14 protein-coding genes and 1 tRNA gene are annotated in these 19690 nt (G+C 67.0%); 8 read left to right on the forward strand and 7 right to left on the reverse strand.

Annotated elements, in window-relative coordinates:
• Positions 1-140 precede the first annotated feature (140 nt).
• Positions 141-1133 (forward strand): GHMP family kinase ATP-binding protein, encoded by a 993-nt coding sequence (locus tag EDL96_RS06780; RefSeq protein WP_158609522.1) that lies wholly within the window; start codon positions 141-143, stop codon positions 1131-1133.
• 273 nt (positions 1134-1406) lie between these two features.
• The gene (locus EDL96_RS06785) at positions 1407-2543 is read left to right on the forward strand and encodes an acyltransferase family protein (protein ID WP_123825044.1); all 1137 of its coding nucleotides are present in this window, start codon (positions 1407-1409) and stop codon (positions 2541-2543) included.
• Here the strand turns inward: EDL96_RS06785 and EDL96_RS06790 are convergent.
• Positions 2522-3793 (reverse strand): aminoglycoside phosphotransferase family protein, encoded by a 1272-nt coding sequence (locus EDL96_RS06790; protein WP_158609525.1) that lies wholly within the window; start codon positions 3791-3793, stop codon positions 2522-2524. The two genes, EDL96_RS06785 and EDL96_RS06790, sit on opposite strands and share 22 nt — an antisense overlap.
• Positions 3794-3893: 100 nt before the next feature.
• Here EDL96_RS06790 and pdxH point away from each other — a divergent pair, with 100 nt between their 5' ends.
• Entirely contained in the window at positions 3894-4592 is a 699-nt protein-coding gene (pdxH, locus tag EDL96_RS06795) for a pyridoxamine 5'-phosphate oxidase (RefSeq protein WP_123825046.1), read from the forward strand.
• Positions 4593-4595: 3 nt separating this feature from the next.
• Here pdxH and EDL96_RS06800 read toward each other — a convergent pair whose 3' ends face one another.
• Positions 4596-5603 carry an MFS transporter gene (locus EDL96_RS06800; RefSeq protein ID WP_325049539.1) on the reverse strand — a complete coding sequence of 336 codons (1008 nt, stop codon included), beginning with the start codon at positions 5601-5603 and terminating at the stop codon, positions 4596-4598.
• Between the two features lie 107 nt (positions 5604-5710).
• On the reverse strand, positions 5711-6736 hold the full coding sequence (locus EDL96_RS06805) for a zinc-dependent alcohol dehydrogenase family protein (RefSeq protein ID WP_199732557.1): 1026 nt from the start codon (positions 6734-6736) through the stop codon (positions 5711-5713).
• 250 nt (positions 6737-6986) lie between these two features.
• On the opposite strand from EDL96_RS06805, the gene EDL96_RS06810 reads away from it, so the two are divergent.
• Positions 6987-8447 carry an APC family permease gene (locus tag EDL96_RS06810; RefSeq protein WP_123825047.1) on the forward strand — a complete coding sequence of 487 codons (1461 nt, stop codon included), beginning with the start codon at positions 6987-6989 and terminating at the stop codon, positions 8445-8447.
• Positions 8448-8552: 105 nt separating this feature from the next.
• On the opposite strand, the gene EDL96_RS06815 is transcribed toward EDL96_RS06810, so the two are convergent.
• Entirely contained in the window at positions 8553-10403 is a 1851-nt protein-coding gene (locus EDL96_RS06815) for an ABC-F family ATP-binding cassette domain-containing protein (protein WP_123825048.1), read from the reverse strand.
• Positions 10404-10553: 150 nt separating this feature from the next.
• On the opposite strand from EDL96_RS06815, the gene EDL96_RS06820 reads away from it, so the two are divergent.
• The 3 genes from EDL96_RS06820 (at position 10554) to EDL96_RS06830 (ending at position 13209) form a co-directional block, all read left to right on the forward strand.
• Positions 10554-10626: transfer RNA gene (locus tag EDL96_RS06820), tRNA-Gln, on the forward strand.
• A gap of 85 nt (positions 10627-10711) precedes the next feature.
• Complete coding sequence (gene glmU / locus EDL96_RS06825; RefSeq protein WP_267900143.1) at positions 10712-12232, forward strand: bifunctional UDP-N-acetylglucosamine diphosphorylase/glucosamine-1-phosphate N-acetyltransferase GlmU; 1521 nt, start codon at positions 10712-10714, stop codon at positions 12230-12232.
• A complete protein-coding gene (locus tag EDL96_RS06830) occupies positions 12229-13209 on the forward strand; it encodes a ribose-phosphate diphosphokinase (RefSeq protein WP_123825049.1) in 981 nt (326 codons plus the stop codon). The genes glmU and EDL96_RS06830 overlap by 4 nt, the downstream gene beginning before the upstream one ends.
• A 91-nt stretch (positions 13210-13300) precedes the next feature.
• Here EDL96_RS06830 and EDL96_RS06835 read toward each other — a convergent pair whose 3' ends face one another.
• The 3 genes from EDL96_RS06835 to EDL96_RS06845 form a co-directional block, all read right to left on the reverse strand.
• Positions 13301-14530 (reverse strand): CAP and S-layer homology domain-containing protein, encoded by a 1230-nt coding sequence (locus EDL96_RS06835; RefSeq protein ID WP_123825050.1) that lies wholly within the window; start codon positions 14528-14530, stop codon positions 13301-13303.
• A gap of 210 nt (positions 14531-14740) precedes the next feature.
• Entirely contained in the window at positions 14741-16588 is a 1848-nt protein-coding gene (locus EDL96_RS06840; RefSeq protein WP_233568738.1) for a GH25 family lysozyme, read from the reverse strand.
• Positions 16589-16698: 110 nt separating this feature from the next.
• Entirely contained in the window at positions 16699-18393 is a 1695-nt protein-coding gene (locus tag EDL96_RS06845; RefSeq protein WP_233568739.1) for a sugar transferase, read from the reverse strand.
• A 646-nt stretch (positions 18394-19039) separates the two neighbouring features.
• Here EDL96_RS06845 and EDL96_RS06850 point away from each other — a divergent pair.
• Positions 19040-19678, forward strand: a complete 639-nt coding sequence (locus tag EDL96_RS06850) for a 50S ribosomal protein L25/general stress protein Ctc (protein WP_123825051.1) — start codon at positions 19040-19042, stop codon at positions 19676-19678.
• Positions 19679-19690: the final 12 nt, after the last annotated feature.

Raw genomic sequence — 19690 nt, forward strand, 5'->3', positions numbered from 1 at the left:
ACCGAAACCACGCGTCGAACGAGAACGGCGGCGGACTGCGTCCGGCGCAGCCGCGGACGCAGGCAGAGGCACAACCACGGGCAGAGACGCAGACGCGAGTGCGGACATCGGACTCCGGCAACGGCACGCAGACCGGGTCCGTGACGGCAGCGCAGCGGGCCGTCACGGGCGAGCCGCCGTCGTCGCGGATGGAGGCACCGGGCAAGGTCAACCTCTTCCTGGCCGTGGGGCCGACCAGGGCCGACGGCTATCACTCGCTGGCGACCCTCTACGCGGCCGTGGATGTGCGGGAAGCGGTCACGGTGAGCTTTGCCCCCGATCTTCCGGAGGGCCACATCGACTGCACGCTGGAGGTGGTCCCCGGCTCCCTGGTGGACCAGCAGGTGGAGCGCGGAAGCTTCGATCCGGTGTCGGTGCCGATGGATGAGTCGAACCTTGCCGTCCGGGCAGCCAGGACCGTGATCGAGCGTGCCGGCGGGCTCCCGGGCGGGGTTCGTGTCCACATCGAAAAGGCCGTGCCGGTGGCCGGTGGCATGGGCGGTGGCTCGGCCGATGCCGCAGCAGCGATCAAAGCCGCGGTGGAGCTGGTCTTCGCCGTCACCGGCCGCGAGACGTTGGTCTCCGACAGCCTGGAGATTGCGCGCGGCCTGGGGGCCGATGTGCCGTTCGCCATGACCGGTGGGGCCGCCATCGGCACCGGGACGGGCGCGGAGCTGTCTCCCGTTCCGGTCAGCTCGCCGTGGCCTGCGGTCCTGATCGCGGACGACGGCGCACTGTCCACGCCGTCCGTGTTCTCCCGGCTGGATGCGTTGCGTGAACAGGGGCAGGCGGTCACCCCCCGGGACGAGGATCTCCAGGTGCCGGACGAATTGCTGGGGGCGCTCGCGGGCGATCCGGGCAGCGACAGCTCGGCGTTGTCCCTGCTGCGCAACGACCTGCAGACACCGGCGCTGGACCTTGCCCCGCACTTGGTTCCTCGGCTCGAGGAACTACGGATGGCGGGGTCCATCCCGATCGTCTCCGGTTCCGGCCCCACGCTGATCGCGTTGACCCGCGATCACGAGTCCGCCCGTATTCTGGCGGCCCACCTCCGCGAGGTCGGCGCGCATGCGGTACCCGTCGTTCTCGGCTGAACCGGGCCAGCCGACTCGTGCGCTGGCGTGACGTCCCACGTCAGAACCGCTTTACGTGGGGAAGGTCATAGCCTCCAACGGTCGTCAGGGAGCGCCCGTGCCGATAGTTTTGAGAGCAGTCAAGCGACGCCGACCGCGTGTCGAGAGCCCGGTCCGTCGTCGTCGGTCCTGAACCGACGTTGCTTCGCCCATGGGGATGGGCGAGCGTTGGGGCCCGCGCAGCACGGTTTGCGGGCCCGGCACACATGAGCACGCCAAGGGGGAAGGCCGACCGTGGCCCAGAATCACAGCGCCCATGAAACAACCGTGTCCGCCGGTCGGATGTCGAGCTCGTCCTCCGGTGCCGGTCGTGAACAGTGGATGGACACCGTCAAGGGGGCGGCCATTGTGCTGGTGGTCTTCGGCCACAGCATTGGGGTGCTGACCCAGTGGGGCTGGGACGTTTTCGGCGGGTGGTCTCAGATCAACGTCCTGATGGGGCAGTGGCGCATGCCCGTGTTCATGCTTGTGGCGGGCTTTTTCGTAACGCGCTCCATGACCAAGTACGGGAAACGGTTCTGGCGTCTGCGGCCCCTCAACATGGTGTGGCTCTACGTCTTCTGGACCGCCGTGTACTTCGTGGCCTATCCCGTGATCGGGGCGATTTCACGGGGCCGGACCGCGGGGGAAATGTTCGCTCTGATCGTTGAGAAGACTCTCCTGTTCGACAGCTACCTCTGGTTCCTCCTGGCGTTGGCGATCTACTACGCCGTCCAGGGGCTCTTGGGGACCAAACCGGTCCCCTGGGCCGTGGCACTGGCCTTCCTGGTGTTCCTGTACTTCGTCCCGGGCATGGTGGACGAAGTCTCCTGGGGCACCAATCAGCTCGGAACCAACTGGCTGTTCTTCCTGGTCGGCGCCTGGTGGAGCCAGAACATCCGGTCCTGGGTGGCGCAGATCAAGCCCTGGCAGGGCGTCATGTGGTGCGTGGTCTGCCTGGCGGCCATCCTGCTGTGGATGCCGACCCGCGACGTGCCCGTCCTGCAGCACTTCGGAGGCATTCTCCCGCCACTGACCGCCGTGCCCGCGGGCCTGTGGGTCCTTTCTCGACTGGACGGCAAGCCCGGGATGGGATGGGCCCGGTACGTAGGTACCCGGAGCCTGTCCGTCTACGTCTTGCACCCCATCGTGCTGCAGCTCTTGATCGCTGCACTGAGCGTTGTGGTGCTCGACCCGACGACGAGCGCGCTCGCCACACCCGTGACCTGGATCGGTGTGCCCGTGCTCATGGTGATCGCCCTCCTGATCTGTCTGGTGATCCAGCGACTGACCGACCGCGTCCCCTACGTCTGGGGCCTCCCTGCGCCCAGGACCGCACCCAAGCGGATCACGGGCGAGGAGGTGACCGCTCAGACCAACGCCAACCGGTAGGCCGACTCCGCCACGGTCAGGCCGGCCCGGGCGGCCGAGGCGCCGCGACGTCGTCCTGCCACCCCGATCAGGGAGAGCAGTACCCCGGCGGTGCGCACCCGGAGCCCGACGGGGTCCACGACTTCGTCGAAGGCGTCCAAGTAGGCCTTGACCACGGACGGGACCGAGGACGGATCGCTCGGATCGATCGCGAGCAACCAGGTGTGCGCCACGAAGCAGGCCAGATCGTCCGCAAGCAGTCCGGGTCCCACTGCATCCAGGTCCAGCAGCCCGGTGATCGGGCCGAGCGCCGGATCGACCGGGTTGGGCCCCAGGATGAGGTTGCCCGGATGGAAGTCACCGTGGACGGGAACCGGGCCGTCGTCGTCCACGTCCTGGCCGCTGCGCACGAACACCTCGACGGCCTCGGCAAGGGTCTGGACCCGGACGCCTTCCTCTGGGAGGGCGGCCTGTGCGGACCGGGCGTAGTCGAGGGCACGATCGCTCCACGCCGCCCGCCGGGGAAAGTCCGCGACCGCAGAGGGGAACCGGTCCAACAGTGCCAAAAGGTGTTCCGGGGCCACGACGCCGGTCCCCTCTTCGCGGATCGGGCCCACGGCGGTTGGTCCCGGCAGATGAGAGAGCACCACAGCACCGTCGCCGGAACGTGCCAGGGGGCGCGGAACAGGGACGTGGTGATTCGCCAGCACCGTGTGGCGCACCACCAGATCCGCCTCCCGCGCAGCCCGTACCACCTTGACGTAGGCGGTTGTCAGGAAATCTGCGTCGGTGAGCCGGAGGACGGCCCGCCGCGTGGGGCGGTAGGTCACGGGAACGGATCGCAGGTCGGATCGGGACACCAGGCGCGCCGTCGGATCTGCGGCCTGGCGCAACCCCGGGAGCCACGGGTCGTCCGGCCACAACCAGGAGGCGAAACGGCAACCGTTCCAGTCCAGGGTGACCACGGCAGCGTCGTCGGGAAGGGCGGCTGTGCTCAGACAGACCAGGACCTCGTTCTCGTCCAGACCGAGGTGCCGGGGGAGGCCCACGGCGGGCGAGGACAGTTCGACGGCGAAGACCCCGGTCACACCGGCCCCGGGTCGGTGGTTGAGTTGCACCAGGCGCCAGCTCCCCGCCCCGAGTCCGTGGCCAGTGCGTTGGTATGGGGCCAGATCGAGCGCGTCCAGAACCTTGGACAGTGCCCGGTCCGCTTGCGTGTCCGTCAACAATTCGATCGCACGAGTTTCCTCTGACGGAGATTGCGGGGACATGCGCACATCCTTGCAGGCTTGCGCAAGGATGTGCGTCGCACGGTCGTAAAGTCGACGAAGAAACAGGCCTGGACTCCGGGCCCAGGTGTTGGTGGCTGTCATGGACGGGGAGGTTGCCGTGCGCGGTGACGAGTACGAGCGCGTTGTCTATGCCGGGTCAGGGCTGGAGGAGCTGGGACGCGGGGCCACCGGGCCAACGATCCTGGAACTCCTGGAATCCTGGTGGGCCCAGGCCGTTGCGGACCCCCGGGTGGGGGAACCCTCGGCGGCCTCCTTGGCGACCTACGACGACGCCACCGACCTGCCAGACAACCGCATCCTGTTGATCAAGGACTTCGACGCCCACGGGCTGCGGTTCTTCACCAACCGTGATTCCGCCAAGGGGCACCAACTCGCGGCCACACCCAATGCGGCCCTGGTCATGCTGTGGCACCCGATGTTCCGGCAGGTGCGCTTCCGCGGGCACGTGGAACAGACCGACCCGGCGGAGGACCTGGAGTACTGGTCCTCCCGACCACACGCCTCCCAGGTGGCCTCCTGGTCCTCCCGACAGTCAGCCCCGGTGGACCGGCGCGAGGACGTCACCGCGGGATTCGAATCAGCCGAGGCCCGGTTCCTGGACGTGGACGTGCCCCTGCCGGAGACCTGGGGCGGATACCGGCTGCGGCCCGTGGAGGTCGAGTTCTGGGTGGGTATGCCCGCCCGCCTGCACGACCGTGTCCTGTGGCGCAGCACCGACGGCACCCCGCATCCGTTGGACTCGTCTGAGCGCTGGACGCTGCAACGTCTCCAACCCTGAGTCTCAGCGGTCGGCGACGGGCGTGGTTCGAACCGCCACCGACAGTGCAGCTGCGAGTACGCACAGAGCGGCGCCGCGGAAGGTGTAGTAGGCCACCAGGAGCAACCGGGGATCGAACTTGTCCGTGAGCCATCCGGAGAAGATGGTCCCGATCACGTCGAAGACCCCCACGGCCGCCAGCAGCCCGGCCGCCGTGGTGGAGGCCATCCCGTGGTCATGGGCGGAGGGGATGAAGTGGATGCCGATCAGCCCGTTCGTCGTTGCCCCGCAGATTGCAAAAGCCAGGGCCAGGGCCCAGAAAGCACGGTGCCGGACACCGTAGGTCAGGCCCTCCAGGGCCCGGGCCACGGCACCACCGTGCTGCCGGCGCGGCGCGACGTAGACGTCCGGGTCCACCCCGAACGGTTGGACGCCGCGGTCCTCCGGGTAGTCACGGACAACGGCCCACACCAGCGGGACGACGACGATCGCCGTCGCCGCGATCAGCAGTGATGCAGCGCGCCAGCCGAGATGCTCCGCCAACGCCGCCACGGGCGGGAGGATCACCAACTGGCCCGTCGCGGAACCGGCCGTGAGAACGCCCATGACCAGTCCGCGGCGGCGCACGAACCAGCGTCCGGCCACGGTGGCCGCCAGCACGAGCGCCATGGAGCCGGTACCGGAACCGATCAACAGACCCCAGAAGGCGATGAGCTGCCAGGCATCGGTCATGAACACACTCCCGGCCGCACCAAGGGCGATCAGGCCCAGGGCGGTGGAGATCACCTGGCGCATGCCGAAGCGGTCCATCAGAGCGGCCGCGAACGGCGCCACCAGCCCGTAGAGCAGCAGGTTCACGCTCACGGCCACGGACATGCTGCCCATGCTCCAGTCGAACTCGGTCTGCAACGGAATCATGAGCGCCCCGGGTGCCGCGCGGAAGCCTGCTGCGCCGAACAGGGCCAGGAAAGCGACCGCGGCCACCCACCACGCCGGGTGGACGGAGCGCAGCTTCTCAGAGCGTGACGTCACGGCCCAGATCCTCGCACACGTCAACGGTCCCGCCCTCTCCGTGCGTCACGATGAGGGCGGGACCTTTCGGGTCGGACAACCGCGGGCGGCCGTCGGCTGCGTTTGCCTCAGTCCGTGGTCAGGAAGACCTTGGTGGCGCGGCGTTCGTCCATGGCCTTGTAACCTTCGGCCGCTTCCTCGAGGGGGAGGGTGAGGTCGAAGACCTTGCCCGGGTCGATCTTGCGGTCCCAGATCAACTGGATGAGTTCGGGCAGGAACCGGCGGACGGGGGCGGGGCCGCCGAGCGTGTGGATTCCCGCGAAGAACAGCTGGATACCGGGGATGGTCACGTCGTAGTTCACACCGACGTAGCCCAGGTGGCCACCGCCGCGGGTGGCGCCCACGGCCTGCATGAAGGACTCCTGGGTTCCCACGGCCTCGATGACCGAGTGGGCACCCAGTCCGTCGGTGAGCTCATTGATCTTGGCCACGCCGTCGTCCCCGCGCTCCTCCACGATGTCCGTGGCGCCGTAGTAGCGGGCCAGTTCCTGGCGCTGCGGGTGGCGGGACATCGCGATGATCCGTTCCGCACCCAGCTGCTTGGCGGCCAGGATGGCCATGAGGCCTACCGCGCCGTCACCGACGACGGCGACCGTCTTCCCGGGTCCGACCTCCGCGCCGACGGCTGCGAACCACCCCGTGCCGAGCACGTCGGAGGCCGCCAGGAGCGACGGCACGATCTCGGCGTCGGGCTCGCCCGGGGTCTTGACCAGGGTGCCGTCGGCCAACGGAATGCGAGCCTTCTCGGCCTGGGTTCCGATGCCGCCGTGCACGAACTCGGCGTGGACGCACTTGGACTGGAATCCCGACTGGCAGATCTCACACGTGTTGTCCGAGATGACGAAGGAACCGACCACGTAATCGCCCGGTGCGATGGTGGTGACCTCGGAACCGACCTCCTCGACCACGCCCACGTACTCGTGCCCCATCTTGAGGTGGTCTGCCGGCTCGATGCCCCGGTACGGCCACAGGTCCGAACCGCAGATGCACGTCGCCTTGATCGAGATGACCGCGTCCGTGGGGTCGACGATCGTGGGGTCCTCGCGGTCCACGACCGTGACGACCCCGGGCTTTTCCATGATGACTCCGCGCACGGTGTCCTCCTTCGCGTTCGACTGTGCCACCAGTATCGGCGCCCACGTTCTATGAAACGATCCGGAACTGGCTTCAGGGGAGGTTCTGTCACAACCCCCCACACGAACCCGTAACGTCCTGTTTACGGCGTGAGGGTTGTCGGATGCAGTGACGGGAGCCCGGGCGGGTTATCTTCTTCACCTGCGGGTTCCACAAGATTTTGCTGTGAGTTGCTGGTGAACCCCGAAGACCTAGGAAAGAGGTGGGGTCATGTCGAAGCTCGACACCCAGGCCGTCGCGATGATCGAAGGTGGAGATCACGACGGTGAACTGCACCGCGTGATCGGTCCCAAACTGCTGTTGCTCCTGATCATGGGTGACATCATCGGCGCCGGAATCTTCGCGATCACGGGACGAGTCGCCGGTCAGGTGGGCGGCATGGCCTGGCTCCCGTTCCTGCTCGCGTTCGTGATCGCCACGCTCACCGCGTTCTCCTACCTGGAGCTGGTGACCAAGTACCCGTACGCGGCCGGTGCGGCGTTGTACACGCACAAGGCCTTCGGCATTCACTTCGTGACGTTCATCGTGGCGTTCACCGTGGCCAGCTCGGGCATCACCAGCGCCGCCACCTCGGCCACGCTAGTGGGCAAGAACCTGCTGATCGGCGTGAGCCAGTACATCGACGGCATCCCGCAGACCGCCACCGCCACCATGTTCATGGCCATGGGCATCATGGTGGTGCTGGCCACCATCAACCTGCGTGGTGTGGGCGAGAGCGTGAAGTTCAACGTGGTGCTAACTGTTGTGACCCTGGCGGTCATGGCCGTGATCATCGTGATCGGTTGCATTGCGATCGCCCAGGGCGAGGGTGATCCCGGGCGCTTGGTGGTCTTCGAGACCCCGCAGGACCGCAGTGTGTTCGGCGCTGTCTCCATGGCCACGGCGATCGCCTTCTTCGCGATGGTGGGCTTCGAGGACTCGGTCAACCTGGTCGAGGAGACCAAGAACCCCAAGAAGATCTTCCCCAAGATCATGCTCACCGGCCTGGGACTGTGCGCGATCATCTACATGCTCGTGGCCGCCACCGTGATCATGGTCGTCCCCGCGGGCGACATCGCGAACCCCAAGAATCCCGACGCCGGCATCCTGCTGGACGTCGTCCGGATCGGCGCTCCCGGGATCCCCGTGGACGCGATCTTCCCGTTCCTGACCGTCTTCGCCGTGGTCAACACCGCCTTGATCAACATGCTCATGGCCAGCCGCCTGCTCTACGGGTTGGCCCGGCAGGAGGTGCTCCCGAAGGTCTTGGGCAAGGTCCTGCCCAAGCGGAAGTCCCCGTGGGTGGCCATCATCTTCAGCACCCTGCTGGCCATCGGCTTGATCGCCTACGTGAACCAGAACTCGGAGAGCGGCATCGTGTCCGCGCTGGGCAGCACCACCGCGCTGCTGTTGCTGTGCGTGTTCGCCGTGGTCAACGTCGCCGTCCTGGTGCTGCGGCGCGACCCCACACCGGAGGGCGGATTCCGCACTCCCACCGTGTTGCCCGTCCTGGGCGCACTGTTCTCGCTGTTCCTGGCCGGCCCCTGGGCTCGTTCCCGGGAGGAATGGCTGCAGTATGAAATCGCCGGTGGTCTGTTGGTCATCGGAGTCGCGCTGTGGCTCGTCGCCTGGGTGGCCAACCTGCTGCGCAGCCCGGAGAAGGAACCGACCGAGGAGATCACCCGGTTCTGATCCTTCCCGCTCACAAGCTCATGTCTGCGTGGAGACGGTGCGCCTACGAGGCCGACTCCACACAGACATAAGGGTGTTTTCGTAGGGCTTGGGTAGGGCTTGGGATCAGAGCTGTTCGGAGAGCTCGAGCCAGCGTTCCTCGAGTTCCGTGTTCTCGTCCTCGAATTCACGCAGCTGCTCCGTGAGTTTGCCGAGGCCTTCGAAGTCGGACTGGTCGTGAGCGGCCATCTCCGTGTGCTTGGCCTCGATGAGGCCCGCGAGTTTCTCCATGCGCCGCTCGATCGCCCCGACCTCCTTCTGAGCCGCGCGAGCTTCAGCCCCCGAGAGCTTCGGGTCGTCGGAAGCGGAATCGGAGGCCGCGGACGCGGCAGCCAGCGGGTTCGACGCCGCCGCGCCCGTGTCAGTCGCGGCCGCGAGCCGGAGGTATTCGTCCACCCCACCGGGCAGGTGGCGGAACCTCCCGTCCAACAAGGCGTACTGCTGATCGGTGACGCGCTCCAGCAGATACCGGTCGTGGGAGACCACCAGCAACGTGCCCGGCCAGGTGTCCAGCAGGTCCTCCATGGCCGCGAGCATGTCCGTGTCCAGGTCGTTCGTGGGCTCGTCCAGCACCAGCACGTTCGGTTCGTCCAACAGGATCATGAGCAACTGCAGTCGGCGCTTCTGCCCGCCGGAGAGATCCCGGACCGGAGTGGACAACTGCGCGCTGGTGAATCCCAGGCGTTCCAGCAACTGACCCGGAGTCATCTCCTTTCCGTCGGCCACGTAGGAGGTCTTCTTCCGCCCGACGACGTCCGAGACCCGGTCGTCCGCCACCTCCTCCAGCTCCCGCAGCTGCTGGGTCAGCACCGCCACCTTGACGGTCTTGCCGCGCACCACTCGCCCCGCGGTGGGTTCGAGTTCACCCGTGACCACCTGCAACAGGGTGGACTTGCCCGCACCGTTGCGACCCAGGATCCCCGTGCGCTCGCCGGGGGCGATCTGCCAGGTGACGCCGTCGAGCACGGTGCGCGGCTCGGTCGAGGCCACCGATTCGCCGTCGGGGGAGTACCCCTCGCGGGAGCCCATATAGGTGACCGAGATGTCTTCCAGGTCCACCACGCGCTTGCCCAGCCGGGTGACCGCCATCTTGGACAGGGCCACGGTGTCCCGCGGCGGCGGGACATCTGCGATCAGTTCGTTGGCGGCGTCGATCCGGAACTTCGGTTTGGAAGTGCGTGCGGGTGCGCCGCGGCGCAACCAGGCCAGCTCCTTCTTCATCAGGTTCTGCCGCTTGGCCTCGGCCACCGCGGCCTGACGGTCGCGCTCCACGCGCTGCAGCACGTAGGCGGCGTACCCGCCTTCGAAGGGCTCCACGATCCGGTCGTGGACCTCCCAGGTGGAGGTCGAGATCTCGTCCAGGAACCACCGGTCGTGGGTCACGACCACCAACCCACCTTGGTTCTTGGACCAGCGCTTGTTGAGGTGTTGGGCCAGCCACGCGATACCCTCCACGTCCAGGTGGTTAGTGGGCTCGTCCAGGAACAGGACGTCCCATTCCTGGGCCAACAGGGCTGCCAGTGCGGTGCGTCGTCGTTGTCCGCCGGAGAGCTCGCCCACGGGCTTTTTCCAGTCCAGATCCGCCACCAGGCCACCGATGACGTCGCGGACCTTGGCGTCGCCCGCCCACTCGTGTTCGTCGCGATTCCCGACGACGGCCTGCCCCACGGTCTGGGTCGGGTCCAACACGTCCGCCTGATCGAGCATGCCGATCCGGGTGCCGGAGCGAGAGGTCACACGGCCTTCATCGGGGTCGAGTCGCCCCGCGAGAATCTTCATGAGCGTGGACTTGCCGTCGCCGTTGCGGCCGACGATCCCGATGCGGTCGCCGCCGTCGATACCCACCGTCACACCCTCCAGGACGGTGCGGGTGGGGAAGGACAGGTGCAGGTTCTCGCCGTTCAACAAATGAGCCACCAGACAAGGGTACGGACTGCGCGCAAGGGAAAAGTCCGGTGCGGCCCGAATGATAGGGTGACTGACCGTGCACTTCGTGCACCGTCACGGAAGTCACCCCGGGAATTGACGGTCCCTTCACCGGGCTGACCACGGGGATTCCCGTGACGCTCCGCCTTGGTGTAATTGGCAGCACCCCGGCCTTTGGAGCCGTGGAGTCTAGGTTCGAACCCTAGAGGCGGAACGAATCGACACCAGTCGATGCCCGCCACCCGGCGCAGTTCTGCGGACGGGGCGCGGGCCAGTCGATCACGAGGAGCAGCCAGATCGTGACCAGCACCGACGCCGAGCAGGGCCCCGAGTACAACGCAGGGGAGGGCATCGCGCAACCGGCCGCTGTCATCGTCCTGGCTGCGGGTCAGGGCACCCGGATGAAGTCCAAACTGCCCAAGATCATGCACGAGATCGGTGGCCGGTCCATGGTGGGGCACGCGCTGGCCGCGGCCCGCACCCTGGACCCCCAGCGACTGGTCGTCGTGGTTCGCCACGACCGTGACCGCGTGGCCCAGCACGTCCTGGACTTCGACCCCCAGGCCCTGATCGCCGACCAGTCCGACGTCCCCGGAACGGGATCGGCCGTCCTGGCCGGGCTGCAGAAGCTCGACGAGAACGCCCCGGTCGAAGGCACCGTGGTGGTCACCTACGGTGACGTTCCGCTGCTGACCGCGGACACCCTGCGGGACCTGGTGGCCCACCACGATTCCCGCGGCAACGCCGTCACCGTGCTGACCGCCATCCACCCGGAGCCGGGCAAGTACGGCCGGATCCTGCGCGACGCGGACGGTTCCTTCGCCGACATCCGCGAGTTCAAGGACGCCAACCAGGCCGAACGGGCCGTGGCCGAGGTCAACTCCGGGATTTTCGCCTTCGACGCCACCGTCCTGCGTGACGCGCTGGACAAGGTCGACGTCAACAACGCCCAGGGTGAGATGTACCTGACGGACGTCCCCGCGATCGCCCGCGCCGAAGGCGGGCTTGTGGACGCCCTGACCATGGGCGACTACATGGAGTTGGAGGGCGCCAACGACCGCGTCCAGCTTGCCGAGCTGGGTCGCTACCTCAACCGGCGCACGGTCGAGTCCCACATGCGCAACGGGGTGAGCGTGATCGACCCCGCGACCACCTGGATCGGCTCGGACGTGGCCATCGCCGCCGATGCCGTGATCCACCCCAACACCCAGCTGCACGGCATCACCTCCGTGGGCGAGGACGCCGTGGTGGGCCCGGAGACCACGTTGACCAACGTGCGGGTGGGGCGCGGCGCCATCGTCGTGCGTACCCACGGATCCGACTCCACTCTCGGCGAAGGCTCCAGCGTCGGACCCTTCGCCTATCTCCGTCCGGGAACGGAGTTGGGTGCCGGCGGCAAGATCGGCACGTACGTGGAGACCAAGAACGCGCAGATCGGCGCGGGCTCCAAGGTCCCGCACCTGTCCTACGTGGGGGATGCCACCATCGGTGAGCACTCCAACATCGGGGCCGCAAGCGTTTTCGTGAACTACGACGGCGTGAACAAGCACCGGACCACAATCGGAAACCACGTCCGCATGGGGTCGGACAACATGTACGTTGCTCCCGTGACGGTCGGCGACGGTGCCTACTCGGGTGCTTCGACCACCGTGCGCAAGGACGTTCCGGCGGGGGCGTTGGCACTGACCGAAGGCCGTCAGGTCATCGTGGAGAACTGGGTGCTGGACAACCGCGCGGGAACCGCAGCAGCCGACGCAGCCCAGGCCGCCCAGGATTCGACCACCAGCCACAGCGATGCTCGAGAAAGCGAGTCACGATGACCGGGATCCTCAACTCAGGTGACAACCGTATGGTCCTGCTCTCCGGCAGGGCCCACCTGCAGCTGGCAGAAGACGTGGCCCGTGAACTGGGGACCGATCTGGTGCCCACGGATGCCTATGACTTCGCCAACGGTGAGACCTACGTCCGGTTCGGGGAGTCGGTGCGCGGCGCCGATGCGTTCCTGATCCAGTCCCACCCCGCGCCGATCAACCAGTGGATCATGGAGCAGCTGCTCATGCTGGATGCCCTCAAGCGGGCGTCGGCGCGTTCGATCACCGTGGTTGCCCCGTTCTACCCGTACGCGCGGCAGGACAAGAAGCACCGTGGCCGTGAGCCCATCTCCGCCCGTCTGATCTCGGACCTGTACAAGACCGCGGGCGCGGACCGGTTGATGTCGGTGGATCTGCACACGGCCCAGATCCAGGGCTTCTTCGACGGGCCCGTGGACCACCTCATGGCCATCCCGATCCTGGCTGATTACGTGAAGTCCATGGTGGGCGACGACGAGATCACCGTGGTCTCCCCGGACACCGGTCGCGTGCGCGTGGCTGAGATGTGGGCCGAGCTGCTGGGCCACACGCCACTGGCCTTCGTGCACAAGACCCGTGACATCACCCGCCCGAACCAGGCAGAGTCCAAGGAGGTCGTGGGCCAGATCGAGGGCCGGACCTGTGTGCTGATCGACGACATGATCGACACCGCGGGAACCATCTCCGGTGCGGTCAAGGTCCTGCGGGAGCACGGCGCGAAGGACGTCATCATCGCGGCCACGCACGCTGTGTTCTCCGACCCCGCGGTCGAGCGGTTGTCCAACTGCGGGGCGCGTTCCGTCGTCGTGACGGACACTCTGCCGGTGCCGGAGGAGCACCGGTTCGAGAACCTGGAGGTGCTCTCCATCGCGCCGCTGCTGGCGCGCGCGATCCAGGAAGTGTTCGAGGACGGGTCGGTCACGAGCCTGTTCAACGGCCACTCCTGATCGACACGAGAGCTTGCGACACGGAAAAGTGCCGATCCAGTCACTGGATCGGCACTTTTCCGTGTCGAAAGCTGCTCAGACCACCCTGCGGTCAGCGTTGGAGGTACCGCTGGATGAAGGCGGCCATCGCGTCCCGGTTGGTGGTCTCCAGTGGGCGGTAGGTGCCGTCGGACCAGCCCTTGGACACCCCCGACGCTGCCATCCAACGGATCGCCTCCGAATGAGCCTGGCCCGCTGACACGTCGGTGAAGCTCGCCGCGGAGCCGACTGCGGGAGATCCGGCCATGCGGTGGAACAGAGCGGCCGTGGCGTCACGCGTGATGTCATCGTTGGGCCGGAACGTTCCGTCAGGCCAGCCTTCGAGCAGGCCCTGGGACCTGGCCCAGGTGATCTGCTTGTAGAACGGGTGGCTCGTGGACACGTCGCGGAACGGGGAGACCGCTGGGGGCGTGAAAGCGGGGGATCCTGAGACCCGGTACGCGACGGCGGCCATGGCGTCCCGGTCGATCGGGGAGTGCGGGCGGAAGGTTCCATCGGACCAGCCCGTCAGGTAGCCCCGGTTCTTGACCCAGGAGATCGCGGAAGCGTGCTGTTGGGCGGCGGACACGTCTACGAACGGGCCGGGTGCCGCGGCCGGCTTGGGTGTGGACGTGGGTGCGGCCTTGACCGGGGCGGACTGGGTGGTGGTCGATCCGGTCACCGAACTGCGGGTGTCCGCAGGTTTGCCGCCGTTGGCGTATCCGCCACCGTTGACCACGGAGACGATGCGCCACGGTTGACCCGTCCGCGCCAGGCTCCCGTCCGCCAAGGTGACGCCGATGCCCACCACGGTCACCTTGGGATCCAGCAGCACGGCGTTGTGCGACGGGGAGCCCTTCCACCAGTTGACCAGCGCCACGGGATTGACGCTGTACTCCAGGGCCGTGATCTCCCGTTTGGTGGTCGCTCCGCCGAACCTCGAGTCGGAGAGGAAGTTGTTGGAGTGGTTGAAGTTCTCGTCACGCACCACTCGGTTGGATTCGTCCTGGGAGATTCCGCTGAGCGTGGGGGAGTACTTGACCGGCGCCAGCCCGCGGGAGGCGCGGTACTTGTTGATCTCCGTGAGGATCGTCTGCCGATGTCCGTCACGTGTTGCCTGTGAGGTGCTGACGATGTCCCCTTGGGCGGCGTGGGCCGGCGTCGTGGAGAGCAGGGGGCCCGTGACGACGGCGGCCGCGGACACCACGGCCGCGGCCAGCCAGAGGCGTGCGGGCCTGGGTGAGGCCGGGGCTGCGGCGGAGGACTGGGTGGCGCGCGGCGGCTGGGCAGGCACGATGGGCATGAGCGGTTGTTCCTTTCGGGCACAGGTTGAGATTCAACCCAGGAGAGGAAGGCCGCTGACGCGTTCCGGGCTGTCACCGAATTCGATGTTGTGGTTGTTGTGGTTGTTGTGGGCGGGTGGATGAGGTGGATCCGGACGGCGTGGTCGGTCGGGCTGTTGGGCCCGACCGACCACGGTCCGATTCCTGGCGACCGGGTGATCGCCAGGGGGTCAGTTGACGTAGCGGTAGAGGAAGGCGGCCATGGCGTCACGGTTGGTGGCGTTCAACGGCCGGTAGGTCCCGTCCGGCCAGCCCGTGGTGATGCCCTGGTTCGCGAACCAGTGGATCTCCTTGTAGAACTGTTGGCCGGGGCGGACGTCGGCGAACGACGACGTGGCCGGTGCCGTGTAGGCGGGCGAACCGTCCAGGCGGTAGAACAGGGCCGCCGTCGCATTACGCGTGATGTCCGCGTTGGGTCGGAAGGTCCCGTCCGGCCAGCCCTTGAGCAGGCCCTTTGAGCGGGCCCATGCGATCTCCTTGTAGAACTGGTGGGTGGTGGGGACGTCGGAGTACGGCGACCGGGCGGGCGGGGTGTAGGCCGGTGAACCCACCATGCGGTAGGTGACGGCAGCCATCGCGTCCCGGTCGATGTTCTCGGTCGGGCGGAAGGTCCCGTCGGGCCATCCCTTCAGATAACCCCTGTCCTTGGCCCACCTGATTTCCGTGACGAACTGGTTGGTCGCGGACACGTCCTTGAACGGTGCGGTCACGCCCGTGCCGGAGCTCCCACCCAGGGGTTTGTAGTTGGCGTTGCGGGCGAAGTCCTGCAGCTGTGACCATGAGCCGCCGTAGACGTTCGAGTCCCCGGAGAACGGGCCCGCCTCCGAGTACTGCCAGATGTCGTACGTGCTCCACCCGTTGGGCATGGGCCCGGGCGAGGTCGTCCAGTTGGCCAGGTGCAACGGGTGGTTGTTGAACATGTCCGTGTTGCCCGTGCACTGCTCCCACCAGTCCGTGGTGGTGTAGATGGCGGGGAGCCGGCCGGTGCGCTGCTTGTAGCGATCGGAGAAGCTCTTGATCCAGGCGCGCATCTCCTGCTGGGTGAGGTCGTAGCAGATGTTGCCGTAGGCCGGATACGGGTTGTACTCGATGTCCAACAGGCCCGGCAGCGTGCGCCCGTCCGCCGACCACCCGCCGCCGTTGTTCACGAAGTAATCCGCCTGGGCCGCACCCGTGGAGGTCTTGGTGGGAACGGCGAAGTGATAGGCGCCGCGGATCATTCCACTCTGGTAGGACCCGATGTACTGCTCGTCGAAGCTCGGCGACCGGTAGGAGGTGCCCTCGGTGGCCTTGATGTAGGCGAACCGGGAGCCCATGGCGTACTCGCCGGTCCAGTTCACGGACGGTTGCCAGGAGGACACGTCCATGCCCTGGATGCCCGCGGGCTGCCAGGCTCCGCCCACGGTGACCATCGACATCGCCCCGGCCGGGCCCATGGCCGCCGGGGTCGCGGCGCCGTCGTCGGCCGTTGCGGATGTGGAAGGGGAGGAGGTGGATGGTGAGGAAGTGGACGGGGGCGGCGTCGACCCGGTGGCAGGCGCGTCCTGCGGGGAGTCGGTCTCCTCGCGGATCTGGTCCATGGTTTCGGCGGAGTCCTCCGATAGGTGGCCCGCAGAATCAAGACTCTTCTGGTACATGCCCATGGTTGCTCCGGGGCTGTCGTCGCCGGTCGTGGGAGGTGCGTCCGGGAGTTCCGGTGCGTCGTAGGAGGCCACCGCGCCGGGGTCGTAGGACACGACATCGCCGTCGGTGAGGGTGAGTTCTCCCTGGGGAGTTCCTTCCTGGCTTACGTATTCGTTGACCACGGACGGGGTTGGGGCCTCTTTTGCATTGGCCGGGGCAGAGGTGGAGATGGCCAGTGTGGTGAGGATCAGGGACAGGGTGACAGCGGTCGCGGTGGCAGAGCCCCGCGACGAGTGATTGGTGTGGATCACGCGTACGCCTATTCTTCGGGGGTCATCCGGCGTCTGGGGGAGGGGAAGCTGGAAGCCGAACCGCTGCGAGTATAGCGTGATCATTTCGTTATGTTGCGGTCCTGCCCGGTTGGAACCCCTGGTGACCAGGGGTTCCAACCGGGCAGGACCGGCAGGGTGGATTCGGGCGGGTGGTTGGCGTACGGACGCGGCTGTCAGTACGCGCCCGACGGCGCGAAGACCGCCTTGACCGTCCGCAGCAGGATCAAGGTGTCTTCCAGCACGGACCAGTTCTCCACGTAATACAGGTCCAGGCGCACCGACTGGTCCCAGTCCAGGTCCGAGCGTCCCGAGACCTGCCACAGTCCGGTGATCCCGGGCTTGACCCGCAGCCGCCGGTGAACATAGTCCTCGTACTTGTCCACCTCGGACTCCAACGGCGGGCGGGGGCCCACCAGGGACATCTCGCCCTTGAGGACATTCACGAACTGCGGTAGCTCGTCCAGGCTGTACCGGCGGAGGACCTTGCCGGGCTTCGTCACCCGGGGGTCGTCCTTCATCTTGAACAGCACGTCGCCCTGGGATTCGTTGGCGGCCAGCAGGGCCGCCTTGCGTTCCTCCGCGTCCGTGTACATGGAGCGGAACTTCAGCATCTTGAACCGTGATCCGTCCAGTCCCACGCGCTCCTGGCCGAAGAACACCGGGCCACGGTCATGTGCCTTGATCATGGCTGCCACGGCGATCATGACGGGGGACAGCACGAGCAGCGCGAACATCGAGCCCAGGATGTCCATGCCGCGCTTGATGATTCGTCGTGACCGGGAAAGATGCGGTGTGGAGACGTGGATGAACGGAAGACCTGCCAGGTGCTGGGTGTGGATGCGCGGGCCGGCGATGTCCGTGAGGCCCGTGTTCATGATCAGGCGGATGCGGGCGTCGGCCAGGTACCAGCTCAGGTGCCGGATCTCCGCAGAGCTCAACGGCGAGTTGTTGGTGAGTACCAGGGCCTGGACGCGGTTGCGATGCGCGGCCTCGAGGATTCCCGCCACGGTGGGGCGTTCGCCGACGGGGAGGGTGTTGCGGATCTCGATGTCCTTCAACTTGGCCGGAATCGGTTGCTTCCCCTTGGGGTAGTAAGCGACCACCGGTGCCAGGCCGGCTTCCACGTGGTCCTGCAACGACTGCACCGTCTCCAGGGTGCCGCGTTGGCGGCCCACGACCATGGTTCTGGACATGGCCGAGCGATTACGACGACGGCGGAACAGCAAGCTGGTGCGTAGGCCCCAGCGTCCGAGAACCAGGAAGACCAGCCCAAGGGGGAGGGCGATCATCACGTACCCGCGGGCGAAGGGCAGGGACAGGGCGAACGAGATGATCGCGATCGCACTGTAGAAGATCAACGTCGCGGTGGAGACCTCGCGCGACTCCTCCACGCCGTACCCGATCAGGCGGATGGCCCGGGCCCCGCGCAGGTCGAGCCAGGCCCACCAGGTGATGCCCAGGACAAGGCCGACGAACCAGTAGCTCACGGTCATTCCGTGCCATTCGAGATCGCCGCCGCCCCTGGACCCATCGGCCCCGAAGCGTCCGAGCTGGGCCAGCAGCAGCGTCGCGATGATGGCGACGGCGTCGACCAGGCGCATGGACCACACGTAGGCGGAGCGCCAGTCGTCACGGGGCTTGATGGGCGACTCCGGCACGGAAGGGGTCTCGCCCGGAATTACTTCCGGACCGCTGGGGTCCAGGATCCGGACCGGACCGGTGCTGGGTTGCGCCTGGGTGCCGTCGCTCTCGGCGGGCATCCGGGCGGGTGCCGGGCCGCGTTGGGCGTCACGGTCGTGACGAGCGGCTCCGGTGGCCCGATGCCGGGCACTCATGCCGTCCACCGAGGAGTCGGTGATACTGGCCATCGTGTTGTTCCTCCCCCTCATGAGGTCAACCTTTGTGAAGTCAACCGTTCAAGACGATTCAGGGTGTCGATCCTCGACACCGCATCGGGGCGTCATTGCCGGGTGTGCCGACACAGCCGGAGAGCGGGCGGGCAGCACGGAAACGGGTTCGTCGTCGCGCGCTGGACCGTTGCATTCGGCTGAAAGCCCCAAGAGCCGCCCGTGTCCAACCGGGCGACTGTGGCCGGGCGACGAAACCAGCGCGATCCCCATCGCGGTTAGGGCGTCCGTCGCTTGACCCAGCTCTTTTTATCCTACGAGCAACGACCCACTATAGGCGTCCCCAGATGTGTCCAAAACATGGACCTGTGGACCAAGTGGTGGGTGTCACAGCAGGTCGCGGCGCTGTGGTGCTCTCGTGCTAAAGTCGTTGGGTTGCCGAGGCGAGGGGAAGTCCGCGCGTGCGCGTCACGCCGCAGGAGGACCCGTTATCGACGAGGCTGGCTTGGAAATCGCACGAGTTCCCGTCGCATTCCGCCCCGCGGAAGCACGCTTCCGCGCTTCATGCGGGGCAACGACGAGATCACCGTGTTGAGGCAATGAGTCGGTCGCCCTGGGCCGGCGCAACACATTTGTCATTGCTCATCAACACGAGGAGTCCACCACCATGGTCGACGTCATCCGCATCCCCGGCGAGGTCCGCACCGATTTCGGCAAGGGCTACGCCCGCCGCATCCGCGCGAACGATCAGATTCCGGCCGTCATCTACGGCCACGGCCACGACCCCATCCACGTGTCTCTCCCGGGCCACGAGATGATGCTGGTCGCACGTAACTCCAACGCCGTCATCGAGGTCCTGGCCGACGGAGAGCACCTGTGCATGCTCAAGGACGTCCAGCGTCACCCGATCCGCCCGGAGATCCTCCACATCGACCTGCTGACGGTCAAGCGCGGAGAAAAGGTCGAGGTGGACGTTCCCCTGGTCCTCACCGGCGAGGTCGCCCCGACCGCCATGTACAACCAGGAAGAGACCTCCTTGACCGTCCTGGTGGACGCCCTCAAGGTGCCCGAGCAGTTCGAGGTCTCGATCGAAGGCCGTGAGCCCAACGAGCACGTCCTGGCCAGCGACGTCGAGCTCCCGGCCGGCGTTGAGCTGGTCACCGACGCCGAGATGCTGGTGGTCAACGTTTCCGAGCCCGTCGAGCAGGACCTGGGCGAGGAAGAGGAGACCGGCGAAGAGACCGAGGGCGAGGAAGCCGAGGGCGCTACCGAGGAATCCTCCGAGGAGTCCTCCGACGACGAGTGAGCGCATCTCCCC

This window comes from Kocuria soli (assembly GCF_003797835.1).
GTDB lineage: Bacteria > Actinomycetota > Actinomycetes > Actinomycetales > Micrococcaceae > Kocuria > Kocuria soli.